Annotated in this window: 28 protein-coding genes; 16 read left to right on the forward strand and 12 right to left on the reverse strand. The window is 67.2% G+C overall.

Annotated features, from left to right (window positions below; all coding sequences use genetic code 11):
- Nucleotides 1-160: 160 nt before the first annotated feature.
- The 5 genes from lysA to NDO75_RS01945 all read left to right on the forward strand — a co-directional run bounded on the left by lysA (nt 161) and on the right by NDO75_RS01945 (nt 3,998).
- Nucleotides 161-1,474, forward strand: coding sequence for a diaminopimelate decarboxylase (gene lysA, locus NDO75_RS01925; RefSeq protein ID WP_310904417.1), 1,314 nt, complete (start codon nt 161-163; stop codon nt 1,472-1,474).
- A 60-nt stretch (nt 1,475-1,534) separates the two neighbouring features.
- Nucleotides 1,535-1,720 (forward strand): hypothetical protein, encoded by a 186-nt coding sequence (locus tag NDO75_RS01930; RefSeq protein ID WP_310904418.1) that lies wholly within the window; start codon nt 1,535-1,537, stop codon nt 1,718-1,720.
- A complete protein-coding gene (dapF, locus tag NDO75_RS01935) occupies nt 1,717-2,547 on the forward strand; it encodes a diaminopimelate epimerase (RefSeq protein WP_310904419.1) in 831 nt (276 codons plus the stop codon). Before NDO75_RS01930 ends, dapF begins: the two co-directional genes overlap by 4 nt.
- Complete coding sequence (locus tag NDO75_RS01940) at nt 2,544-3,698, forward strand: M20 family metallopeptidase (RefSeq protein ID WP_310904420.1); 1,155 nt, start codon at nt 2,544-2,546, stop codon at nt 3,696-3,698. The genes dapF and NDO75_RS01940 overlap by 4 nt, the downstream gene beginning before the upstream one ends.
- Nucleotides 3,699-3,779: 81 nt before the next feature.
- Nucleotides 3,780-3,998, forward strand: a complete 219-nt coding sequence (locus NDO75_RS01945) for a DUF2892 domain-containing protein (RefSeq protein WP_310904421.1) — start codon at nt 3,780-3,782, stop codon at nt 3,996-3,998.
- Between the two features lie 15 nt (nt 3,999-4,013).
- Here NDO75_RS01945 and NDO75_RS01950 read toward each other — a convergent pair whose 3' ends face one another.
- The 3 genes from NDO75_RS01950 to purB form a co-directional block, all read right to left on the reverse strand.
- On the reverse strand, nt 4,014-4,430 hold the full coding sequence (locus NDO75_RS01950; protein WP_310904422.1) for an EamA family transporter: 417 nt from the start codon (nt 4,428-4,430) through the stop codon (nt 4,014-4,016).
- A complete protein-coding gene (locus tag NDO75_RS01955) occupies nt 4,430-4,852 on the reverse strand; it encodes an EamA family transporter (RefSeq protein ID WP_310904423.1) in 423 nt (140 codons plus the stop codon). Before NDO75_RS01955 ends, NDO75_RS01950 begins: the two co-directional genes overlap by 1 nt.
- 102 nt (nt 4,853-4,954) lie before the next feature.
- Entirely contained in the window at nt 4,955-6,349 is a 1,395-nt protein-coding gene (gene purB / locus NDO75_RS01960; protein WP_310904424.1) for an adenylosuccinate lyase, read from the reverse strand.
- Between the two features lie 177 nt (nt 6,350-6,526).
- Here purB and purH point away from each other — a divergent pair, with 177 nt between their 5' ends.
- Complete coding sequence (gene purH / locus NDO75_RS01965; protein WP_310904425.1) at nt 6,527-8,164, forward strand: bifunctional phosphoribosylaminoimidazolecarboxamide formyltransferase/IMP cyclohydrolase; 1,638 nt, start codon at nt 6,527-6,529, stop codon at nt 8,162-8,164.
- A gap of 254 nt (nt 8,165-8,418) precedes the next feature.
- Nucleotides 8,419-9,774, forward strand: a complete 1,356-nt coding sequence (locus NDO75_RS01970; protein ID WP_310904426.1) for a glycerate kinase — start codon at nt 8,419-8,421, stop codon at nt 9,772-9,774.
- On the opposite strand, the gene NDO75_RS01975 is transcribed toward NDO75_RS01970, so the two are convergent.
- Nucleotides 9,771-11,132 carry a GntP family permease gene (locus NDO75_RS01975; protein WP_310904427.1) on the reverse strand — a complete coding sequence of 454 codons (1,362 nt, stop codon included), beginning with the start codon at nt 11,130-11,132 and terminating at the stop codon, nt 9,771-9,773. The genes NDO75_RS01970 and NDO75_RS01975 overlap by 4 nt on opposite strands.
- 287 nt (nt 11,133-11,419) lie before the next feature.
- The gene (locus NDO75_RS01980) at nt 11,420-12,247 is read right to left on the reverse strand and encodes an amidohydrolase family protein (protein ID WP_310904428.1); all 828 of its coding nucleotides are present in this window, start codon (nt 12,245-12,247) and stop codon (nt 11,420-11,422) included.
- A gap of 186 nt (nt 12,248-12,433) precedes the next feature.
- Here NDO75_RS01980 and thsA point away from each other — a divergent pair, with 186 nt between their 5' ends.
- The gene (gene thsA / locus NDO75_RS01985) at nt 12,434-13,978 is read left to right on the forward strand and encodes a thermosome subunit alpha (protein ID WP_310905158.1); all 1,545 of its coding nucleotides are present in this window, start codon (nt 12,434-12,436) and stop codon (nt 13,976-13,978) included.
- 121 nt (nt 13,979-14,099) lie between these two features.
- Nucleotides 14,100-14,471 (forward strand): HalOD1 output domain-containing protein, encoded by a 372-nt coding sequence (locus tag NDO75_RS01990; protein ID WP_310904429.1) that lies wholly within the window; start codon nt 14,100-14,102, stop codon nt 14,469-14,471.
- A gap of 34 nt (nt 14,472-14,505) precedes the next feature.
- Here NDO75_RS01990 and NDO75_RS01995 read toward each other — a convergent pair whose 3' ends face one another.
- A complete protein-coding gene (locus NDO75_RS01995) occupies nt 14,506-15,357 on the reverse strand; it encodes an SAM-dependent chlorinase/fluorinase (protein WP_310904430.1) in 852 nt (283 codons plus the stop codon).
- 28 nt (nt 15,358-15,385) lie between these two features.
- Nucleotides 15,386-15,904: a nicotinamide-nucleotide adenylyltransferase gene (locus NDO75_RS02000; protein WP_310904431.1), complete on the reverse strand. Its 519-nt coding sequence runs from the start codon at nt 15,902-15,904 to the stop codon at nt 15,386-15,388.
- A 290-nt stretch (nt 15,905-16,194) separates the two neighbouring features.
- Between NDO75_RS02000 and lonB the strand changes: the two genes are divergently transcribed.
- The 3 genes from lonB to NDO75_RS02015 are packed head-to-tail and all read left to right on the forward strand — an operon-like array spanning nt 16,195 to nt 19,773.
- Nucleotides 16,195-18,348, forward strand: a complete 2,154-nt coding sequence (gene lonB / locus NDO75_RS02005; RefSeq protein WP_310904432.1) for an ATP-dependent protease LonB — start codon at nt 16,195-16,197, stop codon at nt 18,346-18,348.
- Nucleotides 18,349-19,407 carry a CPBP family glutamic-type intramembrane protease gene (locus NDO75_RS02010; RefSeq protein ID WP_310904433.1) on the forward strand — a complete coding sequence of 353 codons (1,059 nt, stop codon included), beginning with the start codon at nt 18,349-18,351 and terminating at the stop codon, nt 19,405-19,407. It begins immediately after the preceding gene.
- A 24-nt stretch (nt 19,408-19,431) separates the two neighbouring features.
- Nucleotides 19,432-19,773 (forward strand): hypothetical protein, encoded by a 342-nt coding sequence (locus tag NDO75_RS02015; protein WP_310904434.1) that lies wholly within the window; start codon nt 19,432-19,434, stop codon nt 19,771-19,773.
- A 22-nt stretch (nt 19,774-19,795) separates the two neighbouring features.
- Here the strand turns inward: NDO75_RS02015 and NDO75_RS02020 are convergent, their stop codons facing one another.
- From NDO75_RS02020 to NDO75_RS02035, 4 genes are all read right to left on the reverse strand, one after another.
- Nucleotides 19,796-19,966 (reverse strand): hypothetical protein, encoded by a 171-nt coding sequence (locus NDO75_RS02020; protein WP_310904435.1) that lies wholly within the window; start codon nt 19,964-19,966, stop codon nt 19,796-19,798.
- A gap of 98 nt (nt 19,967-20,064) precedes the next feature.
- Complete coding sequence (locus tag NDO75_RS02025; protein ID WP_310904436.1) at nt 20,065-20,442, reverse strand: hypothetical protein; 378 nt, start codon at nt 20,440-20,442, stop codon at nt 20,065-20,067.
- Between the two features lie 63 nt (nt 20,443-20,505).
- Nucleotides 20,506-21,177, reverse strand: a complete 672-nt coding sequence (gene rnhB, locus NDO75_RS02030; protein ID WP_310904437.1) for a ribonuclease HII — start codon at nt 21,175-21,177, stop codon at nt 20,506-20,508.
- A 51-nt stretch (nt 21,178-21,228) separates the two neighbouring features.
- Nucleotides 21,229-22,608, reverse strand: a complete 1,380-nt coding sequence (locus tag NDO75_RS02035) for a tRNA pseudouridine(54/55) synthase Pus10 (protein ID WP_310904438.1) — start codon at nt 22,606-22,608, stop codon at nt 21,229-21,231.
- A 150-nt stretch (nt 22,609-22,758) separates the two neighbouring features.
- On the opposite strand from NDO75_RS02035, the gene NDO75_RS02040 reads away from it, so the two are divergent.
- From NDO75_RS02040 to NDO75_RS02055, 4 genes are all read left to right on the forward strand, one after another.
- A complete protein-coding gene (locus NDO75_RS02040) occupies nt 22,759-23,868 on the forward strand; it encodes a trypsin-like peptidase domain-containing protein (protein ID WP_310904439.1) in 1,110 nt (369 codons plus the stop codon).
- A 278-nt stretch (nt 23,869-24,146) separates the two neighbouring features.
- A complete protein-coding gene (locus NDO75_RS02045; RefSeq protein ID WP_310904440.1) occupies nt 24,147-24,338 on the forward strand; it encodes a hypothetical protein in 192 nt (63 codons plus the stop codon).
- A gap of 9 nt (nt 24,339-24,347) precedes the next feature.
- The gene (locus NDO75_RS02050) at nt 24,348-24,536 is read left to right on the forward strand and encodes a hypothetical protein (protein WP_310904441.1); all 189 of its coding nucleotides are present in this window, start codon (nt 24,348-24,350) and stop codon (nt 24,534-24,536) included.
- 141 nt (nt 24,537-24,677) lie between these two features.
- Nucleotides 24,678-24,836 (forward strand): hypothetical protein, encoded by a 159-nt coding sequence (locus NDO75_RS02055; RefSeq protein WP_310904442.1) that lies wholly within the window; start codon nt 24,678-24,680, stop codon nt 24,834-24,836.
- A gap of 15 nt (nt 24,837-24,851) precedes the next feature.
- On the opposite strand, the gene NDO75_RS02060 is transcribed toward NDO75_RS02055, so the two are convergent.
- Nucleotides 24,852-25,037: an HVO_A0556 family zinc finger protein gene (locus NDO75_RS02060; RefSeq protein WP_310904443.1), complete on the reverse strand. Its 186-nt coding sequence runs from the start codon at nt 25,035-25,037 to the stop codon at nt 24,852-24,854.
- Between the last annotated feature and the right edge of the window lie 70 nt (nt 25,038-25,107).

The following is a 25,107-nucleotide window of genomic DNA, read 5'->3' on the forward strand; positions in this document are numbered from 1 at the left end:
ACCGGCGGCGTCACCAGCGGCCGTCGAACGGAGCGCGGGTCGCCGACGACGGGATCGTGGCCGAGTCGGTAGTCCGTGACAACGACGTGACGGTCGGCTCGCTCCCGCCCGAAACGCGGAATCCAAACGCTTGAATCCTCACGGACGCTTGAACCGACCAATGACTGAGCGTTCGGACTCGCCGGCCGTTCGCCGGCTCACCGACTGGGATGCGACTCGACTCGAGTCCTTCATCGATGCGTACGGCTCGCCGCTGTACGTCCTCGACCTCGAGCGCGTCCGGGAGAACTACCGACGGCTCGAGGCCGTTTTCCCCGACGCAGAGATCCTCTACGCGGTGAAGGCGAACGCGCTGGGCGACGTACTCACGGTGCTGCTCGAGGAAGGCGCGGGCCTCGAGTGTGCCTCCGCGGGCGAAGTCCAGCGGGCGCTGGAAGCCGGCGCGTCAGGGTCGGAGGTTCACTACACGGCGGTCAACCCGCCGGCGCAGGACCTCGACTGGATCGTCGACGCCTGGAACGAACACCCGGAGCTGACGGTCACCGCCGGCTCGGAGGACACGATCGATCGGCTGGCCGACCGCGGCTACGACGGCCGGCTCTGTCTGCGTGTCAACCCCGGAATCGGCGCGGGTCACCACGAGAAAGTCCAGACCGGCGCGGCCGCGAAGTTCGGCGTCCCGGCCGAACGCGCCGTCGAGGTCCTCCGAGACGCCGCCGACCGCGGTTTCGACGTGGTCGGGATCCACGCCCACGTCGGCTCGGGCGTCTCGAGCGACCAGCTCGACGACCACCGGGAGTTCGTCGCGCGAATGGGCGGATTAGCACGAGAGGTCAGTGAGGCGATCGACGGCGACGGCCTCGAGTTCGTCGACGTCGGCGGCGGCTTCGGCGTCCCGTACCGCGAGGACGAGGAGCCGCTGGACCTCGCGTCGGTCGCCGACGCGACCCGAGAAGCCCTCGGCGAGATAGACGCGCGCCTGACGATCGAACCCGGCCGCTACTTCGTCGCGGACGCGGGCGTGCTCCTCACCGAAGTGAACACGGTCAAGGAGGCCCGCGATACGGTCGTCGCCGGCGTCGACGCGGGGATGACGACGCTGATTCGACCGGCGATGTACGACGCCTACCATCCGATCCGGAACCTGACGGCCGACGCAGCGGAAGCCGCCGAAACGGCCGGCTCGAGTGCTGCTGAGGCTCGCGAGACGATTCCACAGACCGTAGCTGGGCCGATTTGCGAGAGCGGCGACGTATTCTGTTCGAATCGCGACCTCCCGGCGAGCGAGCGCGGCGACGTCCTCGCGATCGGCAACGCGGGTGCTTACGGCTACGAGATGGCGAATCAGTACAACTCTCGGCCCCGGCCCGCGTCGGTCGTCCGCGACGGCGAGGCAGTCCGGCTCTCGCGACGCCGCGAGACCGTCGAGGACGTGACGCGGGTGGAACGCGAGGCGCGAACGGTGCGAGACTAACGTCTCGCATGCCGTTCGCGCGGCGCTGCCGCGCGAAGACGAAGTGAGCGCCTCGAGGAGATGAGCGGGAAGGGACGACCCGCGAACGCGAGCCCGGAACGGAGTGTGGGTCGTGGCTCGCTGACACAATCGGCGAGCGACGGATTGAAGACGCAACCGAACAGAGAAGGTGTACACGACTGCGAGGTCGCCGAGGAACCCGTCGGCGACCGCGACGACGAGCACACACCACTGATCGCACGATGACCGTTCCATTCCAGAAGTACCACGGCACCGGCAACGACTTTCTAATTATCCACGCGGACGAATACGTCCCCGACCGCGGCGCACTCGCCGAACGCGAGTGCGATCGCGACGACGGCGTCGGTGCCGACGGCGTTCTCTACCTCGCTCTCGAGGAGAAATTCAACCCGCCTCGCGTCGTCATGACGCTGGTCCAGCCCGACGGCGCGACGGCGCCTATGTGCGGCAACGGCGCTCGCTGCGCCGCCGAGTGGGCGATGGAGCGAACGGGGACCGATAGCGTGATGATCGACACGCAGGCGGGCACACTGCGCGCCGATCGAGCGGGCGAGGACATCATCATCGAAATGGGGACCCCCACGTTCGATCCCGACGAGATCCCCGTCGACGCCGACGAGCAGGTGTTCGAGGAGGAGATCGAGGGCCTCGAGGTAACGATGGTAAACACCGGCGTCCCCCACGCCGTCGCGTTCGTCGACGACGTAGACGACGTCGACCTCGAGGCGGTCGCGCCGGCCGTTCGCTACGCGGACGTCTTCCCGAAGGGGACGAACGTCACCGTCGCGAGCCCCGACGGTTCGGGCGGCTTCCGCCAGCGCACGTACGAGCGCGGCGTCGAGGGCGAGACCGAATCCTGTGGCACCGGTGCGGTCGCGATCGCCGTCGTCGCGCGCCGACTCGGCCTCACCGACGCCGACCCGGTGACCGTCTCACCGCCCGGCGGCGACCTGCAGGTAAGCTTCAACGAGCGCGGAAACGCGACCCTCGCCGGCCCGGTCGAACACGAGTTCGACGGCGAGGTGGCCGTCGAATCTCCCGTCCAGTCGTGACGGGGTTCGACTCGAGCGCGGACGGCGCGTTCGATCCGATCGCGTTCCTCGAGGACGCCGTCCAGCACGCTTCCCACGAGGACGTCGACCCGATGCGGGAATTTCTCTGCGAGACGCTCGCAGACCAGGGTCTCGAGGCCCGCGTCGACGGTGGGGGGAACGTGCTGGCCGCCCGCGGTCCGCCCGCTGCCGATACCGAGACCCACGTCGTACTGAACACGCACATCGATACGGTCTCGCCCCACGTCCCGTTCGAGCGCGACGAGGACGCCGCCGAGGCTGACGAGGGTGCCGTGATTCGCGGCCGGGGCTCCTGTGACGCGAAGGGTCCGCTCGCGGCCATCCTCTCGGCTTTCTTCGCCGTAGAGCCGACTGACGGCCGCGTCACGCTCGCGATCACCCCCGACGAGGAGGTGCTCTCGACGGGCGCGTACGCGCTGGTATCCGGTGAGGAATCCCCGACGCGGGACGCCGACGCGGTGATCGTCGGCGAGCCGACCGGCCTCGACGTCTGTACCGCTGCGAAAGGGCGCTTTCAGGGAACGATCCACCTGTCGGGAGCGAACGCCCACGCAGCCGAACCGGAGACCGGAATCAACGCTGTCGCGGCCCTCGAGCCCGTCCTCGCGGCGATTCGGACCTTCGACGAGCGCGACGATGCACCCCCCGCTCACCCCGAACTCGGCGCGGCGACGCTGACGCCGACCGTCGTCGAGGGCGGCGAGGCCACGAACCAGGTGCCGGCCGACTGCGCGCTGACCGTCGACCGACGGAGCGTTCCGCCGGAGACCGCCGACGGATTTCACGAGGCGTTTTCTGCCCATCTGCGGGCCGCCGTCCCCGACGACGTGAGTCTGGAGTTCCGCTTTACCGACCGGCCGACGCCGTTTCTCGAGGCGTGGGACACCGACCCCGACGCGCGGGTGGTGCAGACGCTTGCGGACGCGGCCGGCGGCGACGTGCGCCCGTTCACCGCGGCGACGGAGGCCTCCTACTTCGCTGCGGACGCGCCGACGGTCGTCTTCGGGCCCGGCGTCCTCGCCGACGACGAGGGGGCCGTCGCGCACGCCCCGCGGGAATATGTCCGGGTCGCTGACGTTCGCGAGGCGGCGAACGCGCTCGAGACGACGCTCGCAGACTTGATTGCGTAACGTTCTCGTCGAGGCGTGTCGCTCGAGCGTTCCCCCGAACGATTTTGTCAATTGAACACCAACTATGTGTGGGTAGATACCATGCAAAAGAACGTCGGCGGGATCGACCGAACAGGACGTCTCATCGTCGGCACGGTCGCTGCATTGGCCGGTATCGCCGCGCTGACGGGCTACTGGGCCGTTGGCATCGTGACCGCGCTCGTCGCGCTCGTCATCGGCGTGATCTTGCTGGTGACCGGGACGACCCAGAAGTGTCCGATCAACGACGCCGCCGGGATCGATACGACGAACCGGCGGTGAACTCGAGGGGACGGCTCACACGGACATCAGCGCGATCGCCAGCACGCTCAACCCGATCGCGGCGACCTTGCGGGCGGTGACCGCCTCGTCGAAGGCGACGATGCCGACGAGCGAACTGACGACGATGAAGAGGCCGTAGATCGGGACGACGACGCTGACCGGCCCGAGCGCGAGCGCCCGATAGTAGGTCAGCAGGCCGACTGTCAGCAGGACGCCCATCACAGCGATGTACGGCGTCCGGGGGTGTCGGAGATAGGGCCGAACCGACAGCCCGCGGTAGCGGATCACCAGTCCGACAGTGACGAACATCACCGAGTTCGAGAGGAACACCGCTAGCGTGCTCGGCAGGTCGGTCATCGCGATCGAGAGCAGCGGCGCGACCAGGCTGTAGGCCAGGCAGGCGAGGATCGACAGCCCGAGGTAGCGGCGCATCACTCCTCACCCCCGACGGCGAGGTAGATCGCGAGCACCGCGACGACGATCCCGGCCGCGCGGGTGGCGGTCAGCTCCTCGCCGAGAAAGGCGATCCCGATGATCGAACTCCCGACGATGAAGAGGCCGTAGATCGGGACGACGACGCTGACCGGACCCTGCTCGAGCGCCTGATAGTACGCCAAGATTCCGGTCGAGAGGAAGAGGCCGGCGACGTAGACGATCCCCGCCGCGGGAGTGGTCGCGTCGGCCGGCCGGCCGGTGCCCGTGGCGACGAGGACGACGGTCGTCAGGCAGAGGAAGATCGTCGTCGAGAGGAAGAGCGCGACCGCGGGCGGCACGTCCGACGTGACGACGCTCGTCAGCGGTGCGACGAGCCCGTACGTGACGAGGGCGACGATCACCCACAGCAGGTACTCCATATCGGCTCGTCACCGACGGTGCCCTATACTGTCACGATCTCGGAACGCAGGGCCGCAACCGGCGTCCTCGACGAGACGGCGACAGCCCGCGCGGAAAACCGGCTACTCGCCGCGCTCGAGGTCGGCGACCAACTCGCTCGCGACGCCGGTGTATCCAGTGGGAGTCAGTGCGTGCAGTTCCTCGCGAACGTCGTCGTCGACCTCGAGTTCGTCGAACATCGCGCGGAAGTCTGCGAGGGTGACGTCTTTCCCCCGAGTGACCGCCTTGACGCGCTCGTAGGCGTCGGCCTGACCCTCGCGCCGGAGGATCGTCTGGACGGCTTCGCCGATGATTTCGGGCGTGTTCTCGAGGTCGTCGCGCATGACCTGCTCGTTGGGAACGACCTTCGAGAGCCCGGCGGCGGTCTTCCCGTAGCCGATCAGGCAGTGGGCGAACGCGCTCCCGATATTGCGCTTGACCGTCGAGTCGGAGAGGTCTCGCTGGAGCCGAGAGGTGGTGACGTAGTCGGCGAGGAAGGTCAGATCGGAGTTGGCCTTCGAGAGGTTGCCCTCGCTGTTCTCGAAGTCGATCGGGTTCACCTTGTGGGGCATCGTCGACGAGCCGGTCTCACCTTCGACGGCCTCCTGACCGAGGTAGCGGTCGGAGACGTAGAGCCACACGTCGAGATCGAGGTCGAGCAACACGTCGTTTGCCCCGCGGAACGCGTCGAACAGCGCCGCGAGGTCGTCGCAGGGGTTGACCTGTGTCGTGAGCGATTCGAACTCGAGTCCCAGATCCGTGACGAACTCCTCTGCGAAGGCCTGCCAGTCCACGTCGGGATAGGCGGCGACGTGGGCCGCGTAGGTGCCTGAAGCCCCACCGAGTTTCCCGCTGAGGTCGTCGGTGGCTCGCCGAATTCGGCCCGTCGCGCGACCGAGCCGCGAGGCGTAGACGGCCATCTCTTTGCCGAAGGTCGTCGGCGTCGCGGGCTGGCCGTGGGTGCGGGCCAGCATCGGGAGGTCGCGGTACTCGCGAGCCATCTCCGCGAGCGTATCGCGCACGTCGTACAGTTCGGGAAGGAGCACCTCGTCGACGGCGTCGCGGACGAGCAGTCGGTGTGCGAGGTTGTTCACGTCCTCGCTGGTCAGCCCGAAGTGGATCCAGGCCGAGGCGTCGCTGTCGTCGGGCAGCCGATGGCGGACGAAGTACTCGACGGCCTTCACGTCGTGGTTCGTCGCCTCGAACTCCTCGTGGCCCTCGGTCTCGAGTTTCTTGATCAGCCGGGCGTCCTCCTCGGCGAAGTGCTCGTAGAGGCCGCGCAGGTGTTCGCGATCCGCGAGGTCGAGTTCCAGCGGCGTCGCCTCGAGGTCGGCCAGCGAGATCAGGTACTCGACTTCGACGCGAACGCGGGCGCGCATCAGCGCGGCCTCGCTCGCGTACGGCGACAGCGGCGCGGTCCGGCCGCCGTACCGGCCGTCCAGCGGTGAGACGGCGTACAGGGCGTCGGTCTCGGTCATACCCGTCGTTGGTCGAGGTGGTCGCAAAAGCGTGTCGAAACCCCTGTCCGGACTGGGCCACGAGCGTGCATACCTCCGGGGGGTGAGCCGAGAATACGGCCCGAATGATACACGTTTGTGCATACAACGGGGCTCGAGACCGCAACCACTTTGCCGCTCGCGGGCGCGGGTTCGACCATGACGCGAATCGCCGGGATGGCCGGCAACCGAGGGCGCAACCTGTTGAACATCGCCGACCGACGGCCGGGCGGGGCCGAGTTCGCGGTAATCCTGACGAACACGGAAGACGCGCCGGTGCTCGAGGCCGCCGAGGAACGCGGGATTCCGACCGAAGTCGTCCCGATGGACGACGACATGAGCCGCCGCGAGCACGAGGAAGCGGTGCTCGAGGCCCTCTCGGAGTACGAGTTCGATCTGGTCTGTCTGGACGGCTACATGCGGATCCTCTCGGATACGTTCCTCGAAGAGGCCCCGACGACGCTGAACGTCCACCCCGCCTTGCTGCCCGCCTTCCCCGGGATGGACGCCTGGAGCGACGCGCTCGAGGCCGGCGTCTCGGTCACCGGCTGTACGGTCCACGTCGTCACCGACGCGACCGACGAGAACGGCGACGTCGTCGAAGCGGAGGTCGACGCCGGCCCGATCGTCACCCAGGAGCCGATTCCGGTCTATGAGGGCGACGACGAAGAGACGTTGAAGGAGCGCGTCCTCTACGAGGGCGAGTTCCGCGCGTACCCCCGTGCAGTGAAGTGGTTCGCCGAGGGAGCCGTGTCCGTGGATACGGACGCGGGTGGGGTATCGGTCGACGCCGATGTCGCGAGCACTGAGGCCGATGGCCACGACGGGCTGCCGGCCCGCCGACTGATTTCGGACGACCGCGCGGACACCCTCCGCTACGGGGAGAACCCACACCAGGACGCGGCGGTCTACGCCGACTACACCACGGACGAGGCCAGCGTCGTCCACGCCGACCAGTTGAACGAGGGCGCGAAGTCGCTGTCGTACAACAACTACAACGACGCCGATGGCGCGCTGAATCTGATCAAGGAGTTCGACGAGCCCGCAGCGGCGGTCATCAAGCACACGAACCCCGCGGGCTGTGCGACCGCCGATTCGCTGGCCGAGGCCTACGAGAAGGCCCTCTCGACGGATCCGATGAGCGCCTTCGGCGGCATCGTCGCGCTCAATCGGGAGTGCGACGCCGCCACTGCAGAGCAAATCATCGACTCGTTCAAGGAGGTCGTCGTCGCACCTGACTACACCGACGACGCCCTCGAGGTCCTCTTCGAGAAGGACAATTTGCGCGTACTGGATGTCGGCGAGTTAGGTGAGCGCACGGAGCGCTTCACGGAGAAGCCCCTCGTGGGCGGTCGACTCGTGCAAGAACGGGACCTCCAGTCGATTTCGGTCGACGACCTCGAGGTCGTCACCGAGCGCGAGCCCACCGAGGAGGAGCTCGAGACGATGGTCTTCGCGTGGCAGACGCTCAAACACGTCAAGTCCAACGGGATCCTCTTCGCGGACGGCACCGAGACGGTCGGCATCGGCATGGGACAGGTCTCCCGCGTCGACGCGGTTCGGTTGGCGGCGATGAAGGCCGACGAACACGCGGAGGGCAAGGACGCCGAGGGCGCAGTCATGGCCTCGGACGCCTTCTTCCCGTTCCCGGACGGCATCGAGGAGGCCGCCGAGGCGGGTATCGAGGCGGTCGTCCAGCCCGGCGGCTCGGTCAACGACGAGGACGTGATCGAGGCCGCTGACGAGCACGGCATTGCGATGGCGTTTACGGGGCAGCGGTCTTTCAGGCACGACTGAGCGAGAGCGAAGGCGTGTCTGAAATTCGAAAGACGATCGAAGTGACGTCTTTCGTCGGTTCAGACGCGATTAGATCCGTGACGGCTGAAGGGAAGAAACGGATTTGTGGTCGAGATTTCGGAACCAGCGCAAGGCGGGTTCCCTCGAGGCGGCGAACGATCGACCCGACATCGGAACTCCCGTCGCTCGAGCGATCCGAACCGGGCCGCGACCAGATCGGCTGTTTTTAATCGCTTCTCGAGGATCGTTCGTTCATGAACGAGACGACCATCGAGGACCGCGATCGCCTCGCTTCGAGCGACGCCCGCGACGTCGCGCTCGCCTGCGTCGAGGCCGGCATCGGAGCGGGTCATCCCCGCACCGTCGTCCGAGACGCCGTCGCGTTCGAGGGCGATACCCTCCGCGTTGCGGACGGGACGTACGACCTCCGCGAGTACGACGATGTCGTCGCCCTCGGCGGCGGCAACGCCGCGGCCCACGTCGCCGCCGCGCTCGAGGACGTGCTGGGCGATCGGATCGACGGCGGCGTGGTCGTCACGGACGACCCCGTCGAAACCGAGCGCGTGACGGTTCGAAGGGGCGACCACCCGGTCCCGAGCGAACGCGGCGTCGAGGGGACTCGTGAGGTGCTCGAGGCGGCCGACGCGGCCGGCGAGGACACGCTCGTGCTGGCGGCGATCACCGGCGGCGGGAGTGCGCTCATGGCCGCGCCCGCCGGCGACGTGTCGCTCGCCAATCTGCAGTCGACCACCGACGCCCTGCTCGCGAGCGGGGCCGACATCGGCGAAATCAACGCGGTCCGCAAGCACCTGTCGGCGCTGAAAGGCGGTCGACTGGCGCGCCGGGCCGCCCCCGGGACGGTCGTCTCCGTGATCCTCAGCGACGTGGTCGGGAACGACCTGAGCGTGATCGCGAGCGGCCCTCTCGCGCCCGACGCGTCGACGTTCGACGACGCGCTCGCGGTCCTCGAGCGCTACGGGATCGACGCGCCAGACACCGTCGTCGATCGCCTCGAGCGCGGCGCGGCCGGTGAGGTCGCCGAGACGCCTGGACCGGACGATCCGGCCTTCGAGACGGTCTCGAATCACGTCGTCGCCGACGGGATGACCGTGCTCGAGGCGGCCCGCGAGACTGCTCGAAATCGGGGTTACGACCCCCTGATCCTCTCCTCGCGCGTTCGCGGTGAGGCCCGCGAGGCGGCGACGACCCACGTCGCCGTCGCCGAGGAGGTCCGTGCGACGGGGACGCCGCTCGAGCCGCCGGCCGTGCTGCTCTCGGGCGGGGAGACGACGGTGACGGTTCGGGGTGACGGAACCGGCGGTCCGAACCAGGAGTTCGCGACGAGCGCGGCGCTCGAACTCGTCGAGGGGGACGAAAACGGAAGCGAGGCCGGCATCGCGGTCGCCGCGGTCGACACGGACGGCATCGACGGGGCGACCGACGTGGCCGGCGCGCTCGTCGACGGTCGTTCCGTCGACGATTCCGACGCTGCGCGCGAGGCGCTCGCGGAAAACGACGTCTATCCGTATCTCGAGTCCCGTGGCGCGCTCGTTCGTACGGGACCGACCGGGACGAACCTGAACGATCTACGGGTGCTGGTCGTCCGTTAGAAGACCATTCCCGCGACGTTCCGGAGGACGGCGATCCAGACGATGCTCGAGACGCCCAGCACCAGCGTCGCGAGCGTCCAGGCCTGGTAGGCCGTCGACGTCTCCATGTCGGTGAACTCCGTGATGATCCAGAAGTAGGAGTCGTTCGCGTGGCTGACGGTCATGCTGCCGGCGCCGATCGCGAGGACGGTGAACACCCGGCCGATCTCGGTGTTCAGGCCGAGCGAGCCGAGCAGCGGTGCCACGAGGCCGGCCGTGGTCAGGATCGCGACCGTCGAGGAGCCCAGCGCGGACTTCATCGCCGCGGCGACGACGAACGCGGCGAACAGGCCGATGCCGAGGCCGCCGAGCGTGTCGGTGATGAAGCTCTCGAGGGGCAGCGCCGAGAGGACCTCGCCGAACGCGCCGCCGGCACCGGTCACGGCGAGGATGACGGCGGCGTTCTTGATCCCGTCGGAGACCCACTCGTCCGTCACGGCGCTCTCGAAGTCGGGCACGATCGCGAACGCGATGAACGCGCCGATCAGCAGTGCGACAGCGGGGTCGCCGAGGAACAGCAGCCAACGCTGGAGGGTGCCGGTGATCAGTTCCGGATTCTCCGCCTCGGGGTAGGCGGCGATCGAGCCGACGGCGATGAGCGCGATCGGAACGAGCAGCGGTGCGAACGAGGCCGCGCGCGATGGCATCGTTCCGTATTCGGCTTTGATCTCTTCCATCGTCAGCTCCGGATCGGGATCGATGTGGTAGTTCGACGCCACCGTATCGGCCCACTTCGCGGCGACGAAGACGATCGGTGCGCTGACGACGATTCCGGCCAGCATGACGAGACCGATGTCCGCACCGATGATCCCGGCCGCGGCGATCGGGCCGGGCGTCGGCGGGACGAAGACGTGCGTGATGTAGAGTCCACCCGCGAGGGCGACTCCGAGCGTCGACAGCGAGAGGCCGGAGCGCTCCGCGAGCGATCGGTTCAGTCCGGAGAGGATGACGAACCCGGAGTCACAGAACACCGGAATGGAGACGAAACTTCCCGTGATCGCCATCACTTCCGTCGTGTACTCCTCGCCGACGTAGTCCAAGACCGTCTCCGCGATGACGATCGCCGCACCCGAGCGCTCGAGGCAGGTGCCGATGATCGTCCCCGCGAGGATGACGATCCCGATGTAGCCGAGGATACCGCCGAAGCCGTCGGTCACCAGCGAGGCGACCTCCGCGGGATCGATCCCCGCGGCGAGGCCGGTCAGATAGGCGGCGATCAGCAACGTGAGAAACGCGTGGAGATCGAACTTCGCGGTCGCGACGATGATAAAGGCCACCGCCGCGGCGAGCAACAGTACCAGTGGAAATCCTTCGAGCATACAATCGGTCTCCGATCATGAACAATGATGAATTCGTCGATCTACCAGTATATGATGATATTCGAGATAGGGTTAGGAGGCAGATATATGGGTATAATAGTACGAATGGAGATATATAGTAAATAATAATTGATGTGTGCGTAGAAGGTACTGACATTTTCTACACATATGAAATCGGCGGCCATCGCTCGCACACGGCTCGGTCTCTGCGATCGGGCGAGGACCGATATCGTCGGGCGAGTGTCGTGGTGACACGCCCTGCAGTCGCGGAAAAACGAGATCGACTCTCAGGGTTGTGCGTCCGGCGCGAGCGCGTCGATCACGCGACAGGCGTTCTTCGAGAACGCGCGGCGCAGCATGTCCTCCGAGACGTCTAGGGTGAGAATCTCCATGACGGCGACGTTGGGATGACAGGCGGGCGCGCCGCTGCCGAAGAAGACGCGATCGGGGTGTTCGAGGAGGGCGCGCTCGAGTTGCTCGCGGTAGCGGACGAAACTCGTCTCGAGGTAGCAGTCGTCGAACTCGTCGAGGAGGTCGATCATCTCGTTCATCAGGTCGCGGTTCAGGGGGTGACCGCCGAAGCGACCGACGACGACGGGAAAGGAGCGCTCGAGCAGCGTCTCGGCGAGCGTCTCGGGCGGCGCGTCGACGCCGCCGCGGACGATCACCGGCAGGTCGACGTCTTCGAGGGCCGTGAGGACCTCCTCGTCGGGGTAGTCGTCGACGGCGGGGTCGAGAACGAACCCGTGGAAGCGGTCGTCGTAAGCGTACTTCTCGATGTCTTCGGGTGAGGTGTGGTGCTCCTCGCGGCGGCTCACGACATTGCGGAGTCGACCGGTCGCTTTCCGACCCGGCGTTTCGGTCCCGTTGATCCGGGCGAAGGCGACGAGCGGCCGGTCGACGCTCCGCCTGGCGACGCCGTTGTTCGGCGCGAGATAGCTGCCGTCCGGCTGCGACGGCGGAAAGACGATCGCTTTCGTGATCCCCGCCTGATGCATCTCCCGCTCGAGCCGATCCGCCGTGATCGTTCGTCTCCGGGGACCCCCGCTGCCGTCGGCCGGCGGCAGCCGCGTCGCGATGTCGACGACGCGAAATCCGTGTTCCAGCTCCAGCATCTACCGGGTGTTCCGAGTCGAGCCATATTTCGCTACCGGCTCCGTCGCCGACGGGCCTGCGGTCGGTTCACACACGCAATCGCCAGAGGGAGCGGTGGTAGTAGGGAAAGAGTTATATAGAAGTGCTGACGACATGGTTAGTGAGGATCAACGATGGCACAACAGCGACGCATGGGCGGACAGCCCATGTTCATTATGAGCGAGGATAGCCAGCGAACACAGGGCCGCGACGCCCAATCGTCGAACATCATGGCCGGCAAGGCCGTGGCGGAGTCGGTACGCACGACGCTCGGCCCCCGCGGCATGGACAAGATGCTCGTCGACTCCGGCGGGGACGTCGTCATCACGAACGACGGCGCGACCATTCTCAACGAGATGGACATCGAGCACCCCGCGGCCCAGATGATCGTCGAGGTCGCCGACTCTCAGGAGGAGGAAGTCGGTGACGGGACGACGACCGCGGCCGTCCTCGCCGGCAACCTGCTGGGCGAGGCCGAGGACCTGATCGAGCAGGACGTCCACGCGACCACGATCGTCGAGGGCTACCACGAGGCCAGCGAGATCGCCCTCGAGGCGATCGCCGAGCAGGTAAACGAGGCCGACGTCGACGACGACATCCTCCGGCAGGTCGCCCAGTCGAGCATGACTGGCAAGGGAACCGGCGGACTCACGGCCGAATCGCTGGCCGAGACGGTCGTCGAAGCGATCCGCCACGTCGACACCGACGACGGCGTCGCCCGCGACAACGTCACCGTCCACACCCAGATCGGTGCCTCCTCGAACGCGACCGAACTCGTCCCCGGCATCATCGTCGACGAGGAGCCCGTCCACGACGCGATGCCCGGCGAGGTCGAGGACGCCTCGATCGCCATCCTGGACGTCGAACTCGACGTTCGCACGGGCGACGTCGACGCCGAGTACGCCATCGACTCGATCGACCAGCTCAACGCAGCGATCGACGCCGAAGAAGGCGAACTGCAGGGCTACGCCGAAACCGTCGCCGAGAGCGGGGCCGACGTCGTCTTCACCACCGAAGACGTCGCCGACCGCGTCGCCAACGCCCTCGCCAACGAGGGAATCCTCGTCTTCGAGGGCCTCGGCGACAGCGACGCCCGACAGGTCGCGTCCGCGACCGGCGCTCGCCGCGTCGGCGCACTCGAGGACCTCGAGGAAGCGGACTTCGGCTCGGCCGACCGCATCCACACCGAGAACTTCGGCGACGACGATCTGGCGTTCGTCGAGGGCGGCGCGGCCGCCGAGACGGTCACCGTCTTCGTCCGTGGCGGCACCGAACACGTCGTCGACGAACTCGAGCGTGCCATCGGCGATGCACTGGACGTCGTCGCGACGGCGCTGGAATCCGGCGAGGTCGTCCCCGGCGCGGGCGCGACCGAGATCGCGATCGCGGACAAGATCCGGAAGGAAGCCGCCGGCATCGAAGGCCGCAAGCAACTCGCCGTGACGGCCTTCGCCGACGCGCTGGACGTCGTCCCCCGAACCCTCGCGGCCAACACGGGCCGCGACCCTATCGACGCGCTCGTGGACCTTCGTTCCGCTCACGAATCCGAGGGACGGGCCGGCCTGATCACCGACGGCGACGAGGTCACGATCGATGATCCGTTCGAGCACGGCGTCGTCGACCCCGCCGACGTCAAGCGCGAAGCCGTCGAGAGCGCGACCGAAGCCGCCACGATGATCGCCCGTATCGACGACGTCATCGCCGCGGAATAACGTCGTCCGTCGCTGCTGTCGTTTCACACGTCTGATCGTTTTTTCGCTCGTTCTCGTCGCCGCCTCGTCGTGTCTTTTGGCCAATAGTGTTAAGTGTTAACATATGATATTTCGGAGTATCATGTCCGGAACCGCTCCGCGAGCGAACCTGACGCCTATCGGTACCACGACCGGTCGAACGGTCTACTACGACGAGGACCGGGAGTCCTACCACACGTGGTGTGACGACGGCGCGTACGAGCCGGTGAATACGGCGCTGCTCATGGCCGTCTCGTCGGTGCTCGGGGTCGAGCCGGACGACCTCGAGTCGCTCTCGGAATGCGTCGAACCGGACGCGCTGAACGCGCTGTTCGTCCACTGGCGAGATGACGAGCCCCGCATCGGCGACGGTTCGATCTCCTTTCCGTTCTCCCAGTGTGCCGTGACGGTGCGGTCGGACGGCGAGATCGTAATCGATCCGGTACGACGGCGGCTCCACTCCGCCGACGACTGAGCGACTCGCGGCCGCGAACCGCAGTCGATCCGTCTCAGTCGTCGGCGTCGACGGCCGGCTCGAGGACGACCTGATCGCCGGTCGCGAGCCCGAAGGCCTCGTCGCCCCGACCCCGATTGACGTCGAGTTCGACGTAGCCGTGGCTCCCGACGGTCGCGAGTCGCTCACCGACCGGTACGGCGGCGAAGGTCTCGCCGACCGGGACGTTCTCGCCGTTCGCCGCGATCCGTTCTCTGCCGTCGAGATACGAGCCCGGAACGTTCGTGATCGCGTTGCCGAAGCCGTCGACGACGAGTACCTCGCCGATCGCTCGCCCGTCCGCGAGGTCGGCGGTCGGGAGCACGAGATCGACGTCGAAATCGGTCGGCGAGAGCCACTCGAGGTCACCGAGCGCGCCGAGATCGGTCTCGTGGACGGCCGCGGCCGCCGGCGCGAACACGTCCCGGCCGTGAAACGTGGCACTCGCGGGGCCGTCGTCTCCCGCGAGCGCCGTCGCGCTCGGGGCCCCTGCGCTCTTGCCGGTCGGTTCGACCGGTTCGAGACGGCGTTCGTCGACGGCGTAGACCTCGAGTCGGTCCTCGTCGTTTCCGACCAGTCGTCGGGTCGCGGGGAGCAAGACGCCGTTGTCGGGGCCGACGAGCGTCCCCTCGCCGGCGCGAACGACGAGCGCGTCCCGGTCGGTGCCGACGCCGGGGTCGATCACGACGAGGTGGGTGGCCGGGGGAAAATAGGGGAGGACTTCACGAAGCCAGAAGGCGGCCGCCCGGACGTCCTGTCGGGGGAAGTCGTGAGCAACGTCGACCAGTCTGGCGTCCGTTCGCTGCAGCAGTACGCCCTTCATCGCCGCCGGGTACGGCGTGCCGAAATCCGACGCGAGCGTGATCATGGCAGACCCTACGAACCGCCGTCCCAAATCAGTCCCCGTTCGAATCGGAGTCGCTGACCATCTGGATACGTTCGATGCCGTCCATCTCCTCGACGACCTCGACGACGGCCTCGGGGACGAGCGACTCCCAGTCGCCGCCCGTTATCATCCGCTCGCGGACCTCCGAGCCCTCGAGCACGTCGCGGTTGAACATCGGCGACTGGCGGATCTCGATGCCGGCCTCGCGAAAGAGCTGGATGACCAGCGGGTTGTTCGAGTAGGCCACGTCGAAGTCCGGACTCATGCTCTGGACGTGGCTGACCCACACCGAATTGCGCTCTAGGTCCTCGATCGGGACGGCGTAGGTGACGAGATCGGTATCGACGAGTGACTTCGTGATCATCATGATCCGCTCGCCGGCGGTGAACGGATCCCGGACCGTGTGTGAGTTGTCGGCGCTCCCGATGCCGAGGACGAGTTCGTCGACGTCCTCGGCGATCTGCTCGACCATGCTCCGGTGGCCGTTGTGAAAGGGCTGAAATCGGCCGATGTAGAACCCCCGAGTCATGCCGAACACTGCTCGAGCGGTCCGCTTAAGCGTGGCGAGTTTCCACGCGCCGCGACGAGGCGTCGGTGGCAGTTCGCCGCCGACACCTCCCGGCCGCGCTCGCTCGAGGCCGATCGATTTCGAGGCAGTATATTCAGCATTGTTTTGATATGATCCAAACATGGGATAGGCACAGCCTGAACACCCCCGTCGGCCGCTGTGTCTGCCGGTATCAGCAACTGACACCATACTCCGCATGGAGAAAGTATATCAGTCGCAATCCCTTCCAGATAGGTACCGAACAGAATTCTATGAGTAACGATACGAACGTTGACGACCCTCCCGAAGACGCGCCGGACGCCGCTCCTGACGGGGACTCCGTCGAGGAGCAGCGCGAGCGTCAGGGAGAACGGTCGCCGTACGAGGAGGACGGCGACCGTCGCACCGACGTCGACGATCCGACCGACGACCGCTCGAGGTCGTCCGACGAGGACGACGACATCGAGACCGTCAACGACCTCGGCAGTTCCGTCGAGGTCGATCCCGGCGTCGAGGTTGACGAGGATATCGCCGAGGACGACCTCCTCGGCGGTCTCAAGATCGACTCGACGGAGGACATCGAAGTCCCCGATCGGCTCGTCGACCAGGTCATCGGTCAGGACGAAGCACGAGACATTATCATCAAAGCGGCCAAGCAGCGCCGGCACGTCATGATGATCGGCTCGCCGGGGACCGGCAAGTCGATGCTGGCGAAGGCGATGAGCCAACTGCTACCGAAGGAGGATCTTCAGGACGTTTTAGTCTACCACAACCCGGACGACGGTAACGAGCCGAAGGTCCGCACCGTTCCCGCCGGCAAGGGCGAACAGATCATCGACGCCCACAAGGAGGAAGCCCGCAAGCGCAACCAGATGCGCTCGATCCTGATGTGGATCATCATCGCGATCGTCGTCGGGTACGCGATCCTCTCGGGAAGCATCCTGCTGGGGATCCTCGCAGCGGGGATCATCTGGCTGATCTTCCGCTACACCAGTCGCGGAACGGACGCGATGGTGCCCAACATGATCGTCAACAACGGCGATCAGCGCGTCGCCCCCTTCGAGGACGCGACCGGCGCTCACGCCGGTGCGCTGCTGGGCGACGTCCGCCACGACCCATTCCAGTCCGGGGGTATGGAGACTCCGAGCCACGACCGCGTCGAACCGGGCTCGATCCACAAATCGAACAAGGGCGTGCTGTTCGTCGACGAGATCAACACGCTCGACATCCGCACCCAGCAGAAGCTGATGACGGCCATCCAGGAGGGCGAGTTCGCCATCACGGGCCAGTCCGAGCGCTCCTCGGGCGCGATGGTCCAGACCGAGCCCGTCCCCTGTGACTTCATCATGGTCGCCGCCGGGAACCTCGACGCCATGGAGAACATGCACCCCGCGCTCCGCAACCGGATCAAGGGGTACGGCTACGAGGTCTACATGGACGACACCATCGAGGACACCCCCGAGATGCGGCGCAAGTACGCCCGCTTCATCGCCCAGGAGGTCGAACGCGACGGCCGCCTGCCCCACTTCACGGACGACGCCGTCGAGGAGGTCATCCTCGAGGCCAAGCGCCGCTCGGGTCGGAAGAACCACCTGACGCTGCTGTTCCGTAGCCTCGGTGGCCTGGTCCGCGTCGCCGGCGACATCGCCCGCGCCGAGGACCGCGAGTTCACCACCCGCGAAGACGTCCTGCAGGCCAAGCAGCGCTCGCGCTCGATCGAGCAACAGCTCGCCGACGACTACATCGAGCGCCGCAAGGACTACGAGCTGCAGGTCAACGAGGGCGGCGTCGAAGGTCGCGTCAACGGCCTCGCCGTCATGGGCGAGGACTCGGGCATCATGCTCCCCGTGATGGCCGAGATCGCGCCCGCCCAGGGTGGCGGTCAGGTGATCGCTACCGGGAAGCTCAAAGAGATGGCCGAGGAGTCGGTCCAGAACGTCTCCGCGATCATCAAGAAGTTCTCCGACGTCGACCTCTCGGAGAAGGACATCCACATCCAGTTCGTTCAGGCCGGCCAGCAGGGCGTCGACGGCGACTCCGCCTCCATCACGGTGGCGACCGCCGTCATCAGCGCGCTCGAGAACATCCCGGTCGATCAGTCGGTCGCCATGACTGGCTCGCTGTCGGTCCGCGGTGACGTGCTGCCGGTCGGTGGGGTCACCCACAAGATCGAAGCCGCCGCGAAGGCGGGTTGCAGCAAGGTCATCATCCCCGAAGCGAACGAACAGGACGTGATGATCGAGGAGGAGTACGAGGAAATGATCGAGATCATCCCCTGTGCGAACATCAGCGAGGTCCTGGACGTCGCCCTGATGGGCGAACCCAAGAAGGACTCGCTGGTCGATCGGCTCAAGTCGATCACCGGCACGGCGTTCGATCAGGGCACCGTCGGTTCCGCCGGCGGGTCGAACCCGAGCCCACAGTAAATGCCCCAGTGGGCGACGTTCGTCGGCCTGACGGGCGTCGTCCTCGTCTTACTGCTCGTTCTTTCGCACCTGACTCAATCGGCGTTTAGCGACGGCGACGCGGACGCCGGTGCCAGCGCTCGGCATCCGGCCGCCACGCCACGCGACGATACCGCGGTCGGAGACGACGCGGATCGCGCCGACATCGCGGTCGATCTGCCGCCGCGGCGTCCAGATTCGGACGCATCCCCGCACGCCGACTCCGACCGCTATCCAACTGATGGGGCGGACCGCGACCGCAGCGAGAGCGCCCGAGGGGACGACTCCCCGGATACGCGAGCGCCCTCGAGCGTAGCGGATCCCGTCGACGGTCGGACCGGCCCCGACCGACGCCGCGACTCGAGCTGGTCGGCCGCTTCGACCACCACTGGCGACCGACGACGGCCACCCGAGCGCGGCGTCGATCCGGGCTCGCTGTCGACCGGGATGGTCCTCGCGAACGTGGCCTTCTCTCAGGGGCTGTTCGCGCTCGTGTTGCTCGGTGCGGCGGTCTACACGGCGATCCCGCCGTCCGCGCTGGGCGTCGACTTCTCACTCGCGTACCTCGAGACGGGGCTCGTCCTGGGGACCGTCGCCGGGATCGCCTTCTACGCCGCGAACGAGCTCTCGGCGGCGGTCGCGACGCGGTTCGGTTTCGACCACGAAGAACAACTGCGCGAACTGCTCTCGCCCGATTCGATCCGGGGCTGGCTGCTCCTCTTGCTCGGGGTCTTGCCGATCATCGCCGGCTTCGAGGAACTCCTCTTTCGGGCGGCGCTGATCGGCGTCCCCGCTGCCGGCTTCGGCATCTCGCCGTGGCTTCTCGCGGTCGGCTCGTCAGTCGCGTTCGCGCTCGGCCACGGGATGCAGGGCTCGGTCGGCGTCGTCGTCACCGGGCTCCTCGGATTCGTCCTCGCGGCGGTCTTCATCGTCACCGGGAGTCTGCTGGTCGTCGTCGTCTCCCACTACCTCGTCAACGCCCTCGAGTTCGTCGTCCACGAGGGCCTCGAGTTCGACTGGGCCGAAACCCTCGAAGGCTAAGGCCGAGGCGTCGGTACTCGAGCTATGGACGAGACTGGCAGGGCGGTGACCCGCGCTCGAGTAATCGTGGCCCTGATCGTCGGCTACTTCGTCGTGCTCGCGTACGCGACGGTCGCGAACGATCCGCTGGCGACGACGGTCACGGAGCTCGGGTTCGGCGTAATCGCGATCGCTGTAGGAGCGTCTCTATACGACCGCGCGGAGGGCGCGCGATCGGCGCTGACGGCGGCCGCGGTAGCTCTCGCCGTCGGCGGCGTGCTCGCGGTCGTCGCCGTTTTCGCCGACGCTCCGGCTCTCGATTCGCTCTCGTCGCTGTTCGTGTTCGCGGGCGTCGGCTGGTACGGGTACGCGGTCTGGCGCAGTTGATCCGGTCGCGGTCCTCGCTCGATCAGTTCCCGCCGCCCTCGAGTCCATCGCCGATCGGGATCGTCACCGTTCGATCGCTGGCGAACAGCACGAACAGCGCGAAGAGTCCGAACAGGGCCGGCTCGTCGGTCGGGATGCCGAGGACGCCGAGAATCCCGAGCGCGCCGAGTCGCCGCAGTCGGATCGTGACCATACGACACGTTTGTCGTCGCGGTTCCAAAAGCCGGAGGCTCCGTATCGAGGGCTTTTATCGTGTGCTCCGGCTCGAGCCGCCGGTCCGTCTCTCACGTGCTATCCGGCCGACAGCGACTCGCGCCCGCGCCGAGACCGAACGCCGACGACGATTCCGGTCAGGATTCCCAGCAGGGTCCCGGCCGCGATCGCGATCGTCACACCGGCCCCGAATCCGACGACGACGAAGACGGCGAGGAAGGTGACGCCGAACGCGCCGAGACCTCGAGCGAGCCACCGACGCGTCGGATCTCCATCGCGGCCGACCTGTACGAGAACGACGGCCGCGATCAGGACGCCGGCGGCGATTCCGGCCGGGAGGCCGACGAGCACCGAGAACTCGATGTAAGGGAGTAGTAGCTCCGACACGGCGGCGAAGACGACGAGAAACGTCGCGATGCCCGCGGCCGCGGCGTAGCCGAGCGTTCGAAGGCGCATATCAATCACGGAGACAGTACGACGGGCTCTGCAATAGGTACTCCGACTGGTCCGGCGGATCGGTCAAAACTGCTCGAGCCCGGTCTGCTCGGCCTCAGCGAGGAGGGCTTCGCAGGTGGACCACGATTCGCGCGCGAACGGCGGGAGGTCGCCGTGCTCGTCGACGTACGTCTCGAGGAACTCCCGCGTCGTGGCGTCGCCCGGGTAGCCGCTGCCGATCGGGCCGTACTCGTCGGCCAGCGCAGCGACGTGGGAATCCCGTTCGACCTTGGCGACGATGCTGGCCGCGCCGACCAGCGGCGACTCGTCGTCAGCTCCGTGGCGCGCGTCGATCTCGAGGGCCTCGAGCGAGCAGGCGTCGGTCACACGGCGCGCGAAGCGGTCGGCGTCGGTGTCGCAGGCATCACAGAGTCCCGAGAGCGTGTCGTCTGTAGCGCCGTCGCGCTCGAGGTCGTCGGCCGCCGCCTCGATCGCCTCCGCGTGGGCCGCGACTGCCAGCGAGTTCATGTCCGTCCCGGGGTCGTCGATCCGGGCCGGCGTGATCTCGCTGACGCCGACCGCGATCCGATCGTCCTCGCGCAGGGTCGCCGCCAGTTCCTCGCGACGCTCGGGCGAGAGCCGTTTGGAGTCCCTGATGCCGTCGGGGAGGGCACTCGAGTCCGCGAGGTGGACCGCCGCGGCGAACATCGACCCCAGCGCGGGACCCTTGCCGGCCTCGTCGACGCCGAATGGCATATGGCGTGGCTCGGTCGCGGATACGAAAACCGTTGTGACTCGTCCCGCCGATCAGCCGGTCGTCTCCGCAACGTCGTCGTTCGACTCCGTCCGCGGCTCGTCCCGGAAGAACGCCTCGAGTTCGAACGGCTCGTCCTCGCCTTCGACGCCGGTCACGTCCAGCGCGGTCACCTCGGCGTCGGTCTCGAGCAGCCCCGCCAGACTCGGCTCCGTCCGTCCGTTGTCGCTGCTGATGAGCTCCTTCACGTAGAGGCCGCCCTCGCCGTGGAGTCGCACCTCGGCCTCGGTCGGCGATCGGAGGTCGCCCTCGATCCCGTAGACCGTTCGTTCGCGGGTCAGTCCCGCCCGCCGGTGGTCGACCCGCTCGGGCGTGTACTGCTCGACGGTCGTCCCCTCGAGCTCGTCGAGGGCGGCGTCGAACGCACCCTCGTCGACCGGCTCGGCAAACTCCACGTCGGTCCGATACCGTTTGCTCGCGTCGTGTTCCTTCACCCGTTCGACCATCTCGTGGGTCGCCAGCCGCAGCCCCTCGACCTCGACTTTCCCGTCGGCGGCGTCGTTGATCTCGCGCTCGAGTTCGCCCGGATCGGGATCGCGTCTCCGGGGTCGTTTCACCTCGAGGACGAACGGCCGCCCGCCCTCGAGCATGCGGGCGTCGACGTCCTCGCGGCCCGCGCCGTGGAAGGTGCCCTCGTCGCCGTTCATGGCGTCGACGACGTGGGGTCGAACGACCTGCTCGACGCTGGTGTCGTACATGTAGCCCGAGCCGCCGCAGTAGTCGCAGGGCTCCTCGCCGTCGTCGCTCAGTTGGACGCCGCTGCCGCCACACTCCCGACAGGGCCACTCAGTCTGCGGGATGTCGCGCTCTAACTTGCGGTAGCGGCCATAGACGAAGGCGGGGTTGACCTGCACGTCGACCGCGTGGCCCGTGACGGTCCCCGACTCGAGGGCCTCGAGCGGGTCGAACCCCTCGAGATCGACGATCGCGAGCACGTCGGGTCGGTCGAAGTCCACCTCGGTTTCGGTCGTCGCGCCGACGCGCCGGCCGACTTCGCGGTTGACCTCCCGCTTGATCGACTCGCCGACGTCGGGGTCGAGGCCGGCGTCCTCTCGAAAGAGGCGTTCGTTCTCCTCGACCAGCGGCGGGACGCGGGTGCCGACCTGGTAGGTAGCGAACTCGGTCCCCTCGAGGGCGTCGACGATGGCGTCGGAGATCGCGTCGAAGGTGCCGCAGTACCCCTCGCAGACCCAGCAGTCCGCGGGGTCGGTCGGCTCGAAGTCCTCGTCGTCAGCTAGCGCGACCGTGGTCCGCAGCGCCCGGCCGCGCTCGGCGTTGGTCAGCCCGAAGCTCCGTTCGGCGAAGGGCCGTCCGAGACAGGAGTCGCAGACGGCACCCGTCGACAGCAGCGCGCGGGCGTCTTCCGTGATCATGTCTCGGGAGTCGGGTGGCCGCGGGTAACACGTTTTCCCTTCGTGGAGACGGGACGGCGACCCGGAACGCCGCTCGGGACGAGTGCCGCGGCTTGAATACGCCGGTCGTTTGCCCGGAGGTTCAAATGGGTCGGGTCCTATCGCCCCATCATGCACGATTCCCGACTGGATCGGCGCTCGTTTCTCGCGGCCGCGAGCGCCGGCCTCGCCGGTGCCGTCGCCGGCTGCGCCGAGCCCCGGGCCGACAGTTCGATCGAGGGCAGCTCTTCCTACGGCATCGACCGCAGTAACCTCGCGGAGGGGTCCGCCTTCACCGACCTCTACGACGCGATCATCGAATCGGTCACGCAGGTTCGCGTCTTCGGAGTCCGGAATCCCGACACGGGCGCCCAGGGTCGCGGCCAGGGCTCCGGCTTCCTCTACGACGACCGCCACGTCGTCACCAACGACCACGTCATCGCCAACGGGACGGCGGCCGACCTCCAGTACATTACCGGCGACTGGACGAGCACCACGCTCGTCGGCCGGGACTACTACAGCGATCTGGCCGTCCTCGAGGTCGATCACGTCCCGAAGGCGGCGACACCGCTGACCCTGACCGACGAACGGCCCGTCGTCGGCCAGCAGGTCGCCGCCGTCGGCAACCCCTACGGCCTCGAGGGGACGATGTCGACGGGGATCGTCAGCGGCGTCGATCGGACGCTGTCGCTCCCGGATCGCCAGTTCTCGTTCCCGAACGTCGTCCAGACCGACGCCGCGGTCAACCCCGGAAACAGCGGCGGGCCGCTCGTCGATCTCGACGGTGAGGTCGTCGGCGTCATCAACTCCGGTGGCGGCGACAACATCGCCTTCGCGATCTCGGCGGCGCTGGCCGGACGGGTCGTGCCGGCGCTCATCGAAGACGGCGAGTACGAGCACGCCTATATGGGCGTCGGGCTCCGGACCGTCGATCGGCTCGTCGCCGAGGCCAACGACCTCTCCGAGGCGACCGGCGTCATGGTCACGGCCGTGGTCGACGGCTCGGGGGCCGACGGCGTACTTCGGCCGGCCTCGGGGACCGTCCAGCGACGCGGCGAGCCGATCCCGGTCGGCGGCGACGTCGTCCTCGCGCTGGACGACGAGCCGATCCCCGACCGCCACGCCCTCTCGACATATCTCGCGCTCGAGACTAGCCCCGGCGATACGATCGCGGTGCGACTCCGGCGAAACGACCGAACGATCACTCGAGACCTGACTCTCGGTGCGCGGCCGTCGGTCTAACCCGCATCCACGACGGGGTCTCGTCTCTCCGGCCGCCCGCGAGACATCGTTCACAACGAACCGTTTACGTCGGTTTGTTCGCGCCATCTTCGATTGCAGCAGCGCATAGCGACATCGTACACGTCAAGTCCCGTTACGTTCATTTTCGGCCGATTAAACCGTCCAAATCGCGACGGATCCGGACGCTATTTGCCGGGTTCGCGGGGTTAGCAACTCGATAACAATAGTACGGAATCCGGTATCATTCGTCGGCGCGAGCACCCGCCGCCTGACACTGCATGACCGACGCCGACTTCCACCCGCCCGACACCGAAGCACCGATCACCGATCTCGAGCACGTCACGGTCGAGAACGACGACGCCCCCAACGAGTGTGCGATCTTCCCCCGTGACGCCACCGAGGACGTGCTAACGACGACCTGGATCTCGGCCCACGAGGACTCCTTCGTCGACCTCGAGTCGATCCGCTGATCCGCGACGATGCACGTGAGTCACTCCGTCACCGCGGCCGGCTTCTGGCTCGGAACCCTGCTTCCGGTCGCCTACCTCCCCTTCCTCGTCGGCGGCATCGACTCGATCAGTCAGCTGTCGCTGTTCCTCGGGCTGGTCTCGATTCACGCCCTCGCCCTCGTCGTCGGCCACGACTACTCGGGGTCGCGGTCCCGCTGACCCTCGTCTCCTCCGCTTTTCGGGGTCGCCTCCTCCACCCACCGGTGCCACTCCGATCGTCCGCTCGTGTTCGTTACCGGTCCGTGACTGGTCAGGTTCGCACCGAAAAGGGATATGTGTTCGATCGGGGCAGACGGTCACATGCAAACCCGCTGTCCGCTCTGTCGGCGATCCATGTCCCGCGACGAACAACACTGGTGTCGCTGCGGCAAGCCGATAGATTCGCGCTGTTACGACGCTCACGGTGACTGGTGCGCCGTCGGCGGCGTCGACGCTGCAGTCGGCGCGCTCGAGCGCTAGCGGCTTTCGATGGCGTTACTCGGCCGTCGGCGACCAGACCTGCGCTTGCGGCGTGCCACACTCGCCACAGACGACCGCCCGCTTGTTCTTGTACGTATCGCGCTCGAGTACCCCCTCCGAGCAGTTCGGACAGGTCCGCCCCTCGAGGATCGCGAGTAGTTGCCGCTTTCCGCCTGACTGCGACGACTCTGATTTCGCCATATAGACACTCCATACCGGAGATCGATGAAACGGTTGGCCATGCCTATGCAGCCCGACGGTGCGTTCGAGC

Source organism: Natrinema sp. 1APR25-10V2, assembly GCF_031626495.1.
Lineage (GTDB): Archaea > Halobacteriota > Halobacteria > Halobacteriales > Natrialbaceae > Natrinema.

Excerpts from the sequence above, each read along its gene's own strand:
- NDO75_RS01950 (WP_310904422.1), bottom strand. The coding sequence starts at position 4,430 with ATGCGCCGCTACCTCGGGCTGTCGATCCTCGCCTGCCTGGCCTACAGC.
- lysA (WP_310904417.1), top strand. The coding sequence starts at position 161 with ATGACTGAGCGTTCGGACTCGCCGGCCGTTCGCCGGCTCACCGACTGG.
- NDO75_RS02025 (WP_310904436.1), bottom strand. The coding sequence starts at position 20,442 with ATGCGCCTTCGAACGCTCGGCTACGCCGCGGCCGCGGGCATCGCGACG.
- NDO75_RS01970 (WP_310904426.1), top strand. The coding sequence starts at position 8,419 with ATGAACGAGACGACCATCGAGGACCGCGATCGCCTCGCTTCGAGCGAC.
- NDO75_RS01995 (WP_310904430.1), bottom strand. The coding sequence starts at position 15,357 with ATGATCACGCTCGCGTCGGATTTCGGCACGCCGTACCCGGCGGCGATG.
- purH (WP_310904425.1), top strand. The coding sequence starts at position 6,527 with ATGACGCGAATCGCCGGGATGGCCGGCAACCGAGGGCGCAACCTGTTG.
- NDO75_RS02060 (WP_310904443.1), bottom strand. The coding sequence starts at position 25,037 with ATGGCGAAATCAGAGTCGTCGCAGTCAGGCGGAAAGCGGCAACTACTC.
- purB (WP_310904424.1), bottom strand. The coding sequence starts at position 6,349 with ATGACCGAGACCGACGCCCTGTACGCCGTCTCACCGCTGGACGGCCGG.
- NDO75_RS02015 (WP_310904434.1), top strand. The coding sequence starts at position 19,432 with ATGGACGAGACTGGCAGGGCGGTGACCCGCGCTCGAGTAATCGTGGCC.
- rnhB (WP_310904437.1), bottom strand. The coding sequence starts at position 21,177 with ATGCCATTCGGCGTCGACGAGGCCGGCAAGGGTCCCGCGCTGGGGTCG.
- NDO75_RS01945 (WP_310904421.1), top strand. The coding sequence starts at position 3,780 with ATGCAAAAGAACGTCGGCGGGATCGACCGAACAGGACGTCTCATCGTC.
- lonB (WP_310904432.1), top strand. The coding sequence starts at position 16,195 with ATGAGTAACGATACGAACGTTGACGACCCTCCCGAAGACGCGCCGGAC.
- NDO75_RS02035 (WP_310904438.1), bottom strand. The coding sequence starts at position 22,608 with ATGATCACGGAAGACGCCCGCGCGCTGCTGTCGACGGGTGCCGTCTGC.
- NDO75_RS02000 (WP_310904431.1), bottom strand. The coding sequence starts at position 15,904 with ATGACTCGGGGGTTCTACATCGGCCGATTTCAGCCCTTTCACAACGGC.
- NDO75_RS01990 (WP_310904429.1), top strand. The coding sequence starts at position 14,100 with ATGTCCGGAACCGCTCCGCGAGCGAACCTGACGCCTATCGGTACCACG.
- NDO75_RS01930 (WP_310904418.1), top strand. The coding sequence starts at position 1,535 with ATGAGCGGGAAGGGACGACCCGCGAACGCGAGCCCGGAACGGAGTGTG.
- NDO75_RS01955 (WP_310904423.1), bottom strand. The coding sequence starts at position 4,852 with ATGGAGTACCTGCTGTGGGTGATCGTCGCCCTCGTCACGTACGGGCTC.
- NDO75_RS02055 (WP_310904442.1), top strand. The coding sequence starts at position 24,678 with ATGCAAACCCGCTGTCCGCTCTGTCGGCGATCCATGTCCCGCGACGAA.
- NDO75_RS01980 (WP_310904428.1), bottom strand. The coding sequence starts at position 12,247 with ATGCTGGAGCTGGAACACGGATTTCGCGTCGTCGACATCGCGACGCGG.
- thsA (WP_310905158.1), top strand. The coding sequence starts at position 12,434 with ATGTTCATTATGAGCGAGGATAGCCAGCGAACACAGGGCCGCGACGCC.
- NDO75_RS02050 (WP_310904441.1), top strand. The coding sequence starts at position 24,348 with ATGCACGTGAGTCACTCCGTCACCGCGGCCGGCTTCTGGCTCGGAACC.
- dapF (WP_310904419.1), top strand. The coding sequence starts at position 1,717 with ATGACCGTTCCATTCCAGAAGTACCACGGCACCGGCAACGACTTTCTA.
- NDO75_RS02020 (WP_310904435.1), bottom strand. The coding sequence starts at position 19,966 with ATGGTCACGATCCGACTGCGGCGACTCGGCGCGCTCGGGATTCTCGGC.
- NDO75_RS02010 (WP_310904433.1), top strand. The coding sequence starts at position 18,349 with ATGCCCCAGTGGGCGACGTTCGTCGGCCTGACGGGCGTCGTCCTCGTC.
- NDO75_RS02045 (WP_310904440.1), top strand. The coding sequence starts at position 24,147 with ATGACCGACGCCGACTTCCACCCGCCCGACACCGAAGCACCGATCACC.
- NDO75_RS01975 (WP_310904427.1), bottom strand. The coding sequence starts at position 11,132 with ATGCTCGAAGGATTTCCACTGGTACTGTTGCTCGCCGCGGCGGTGGCC.
- NDO75_RS02040 (WP_310904439.1), top strand. The coding sequence starts at position 22,759 with ATGCACGATTCCCGACTGGATCGGCGCTCGTTTCTCGCGGCCGCGAGC.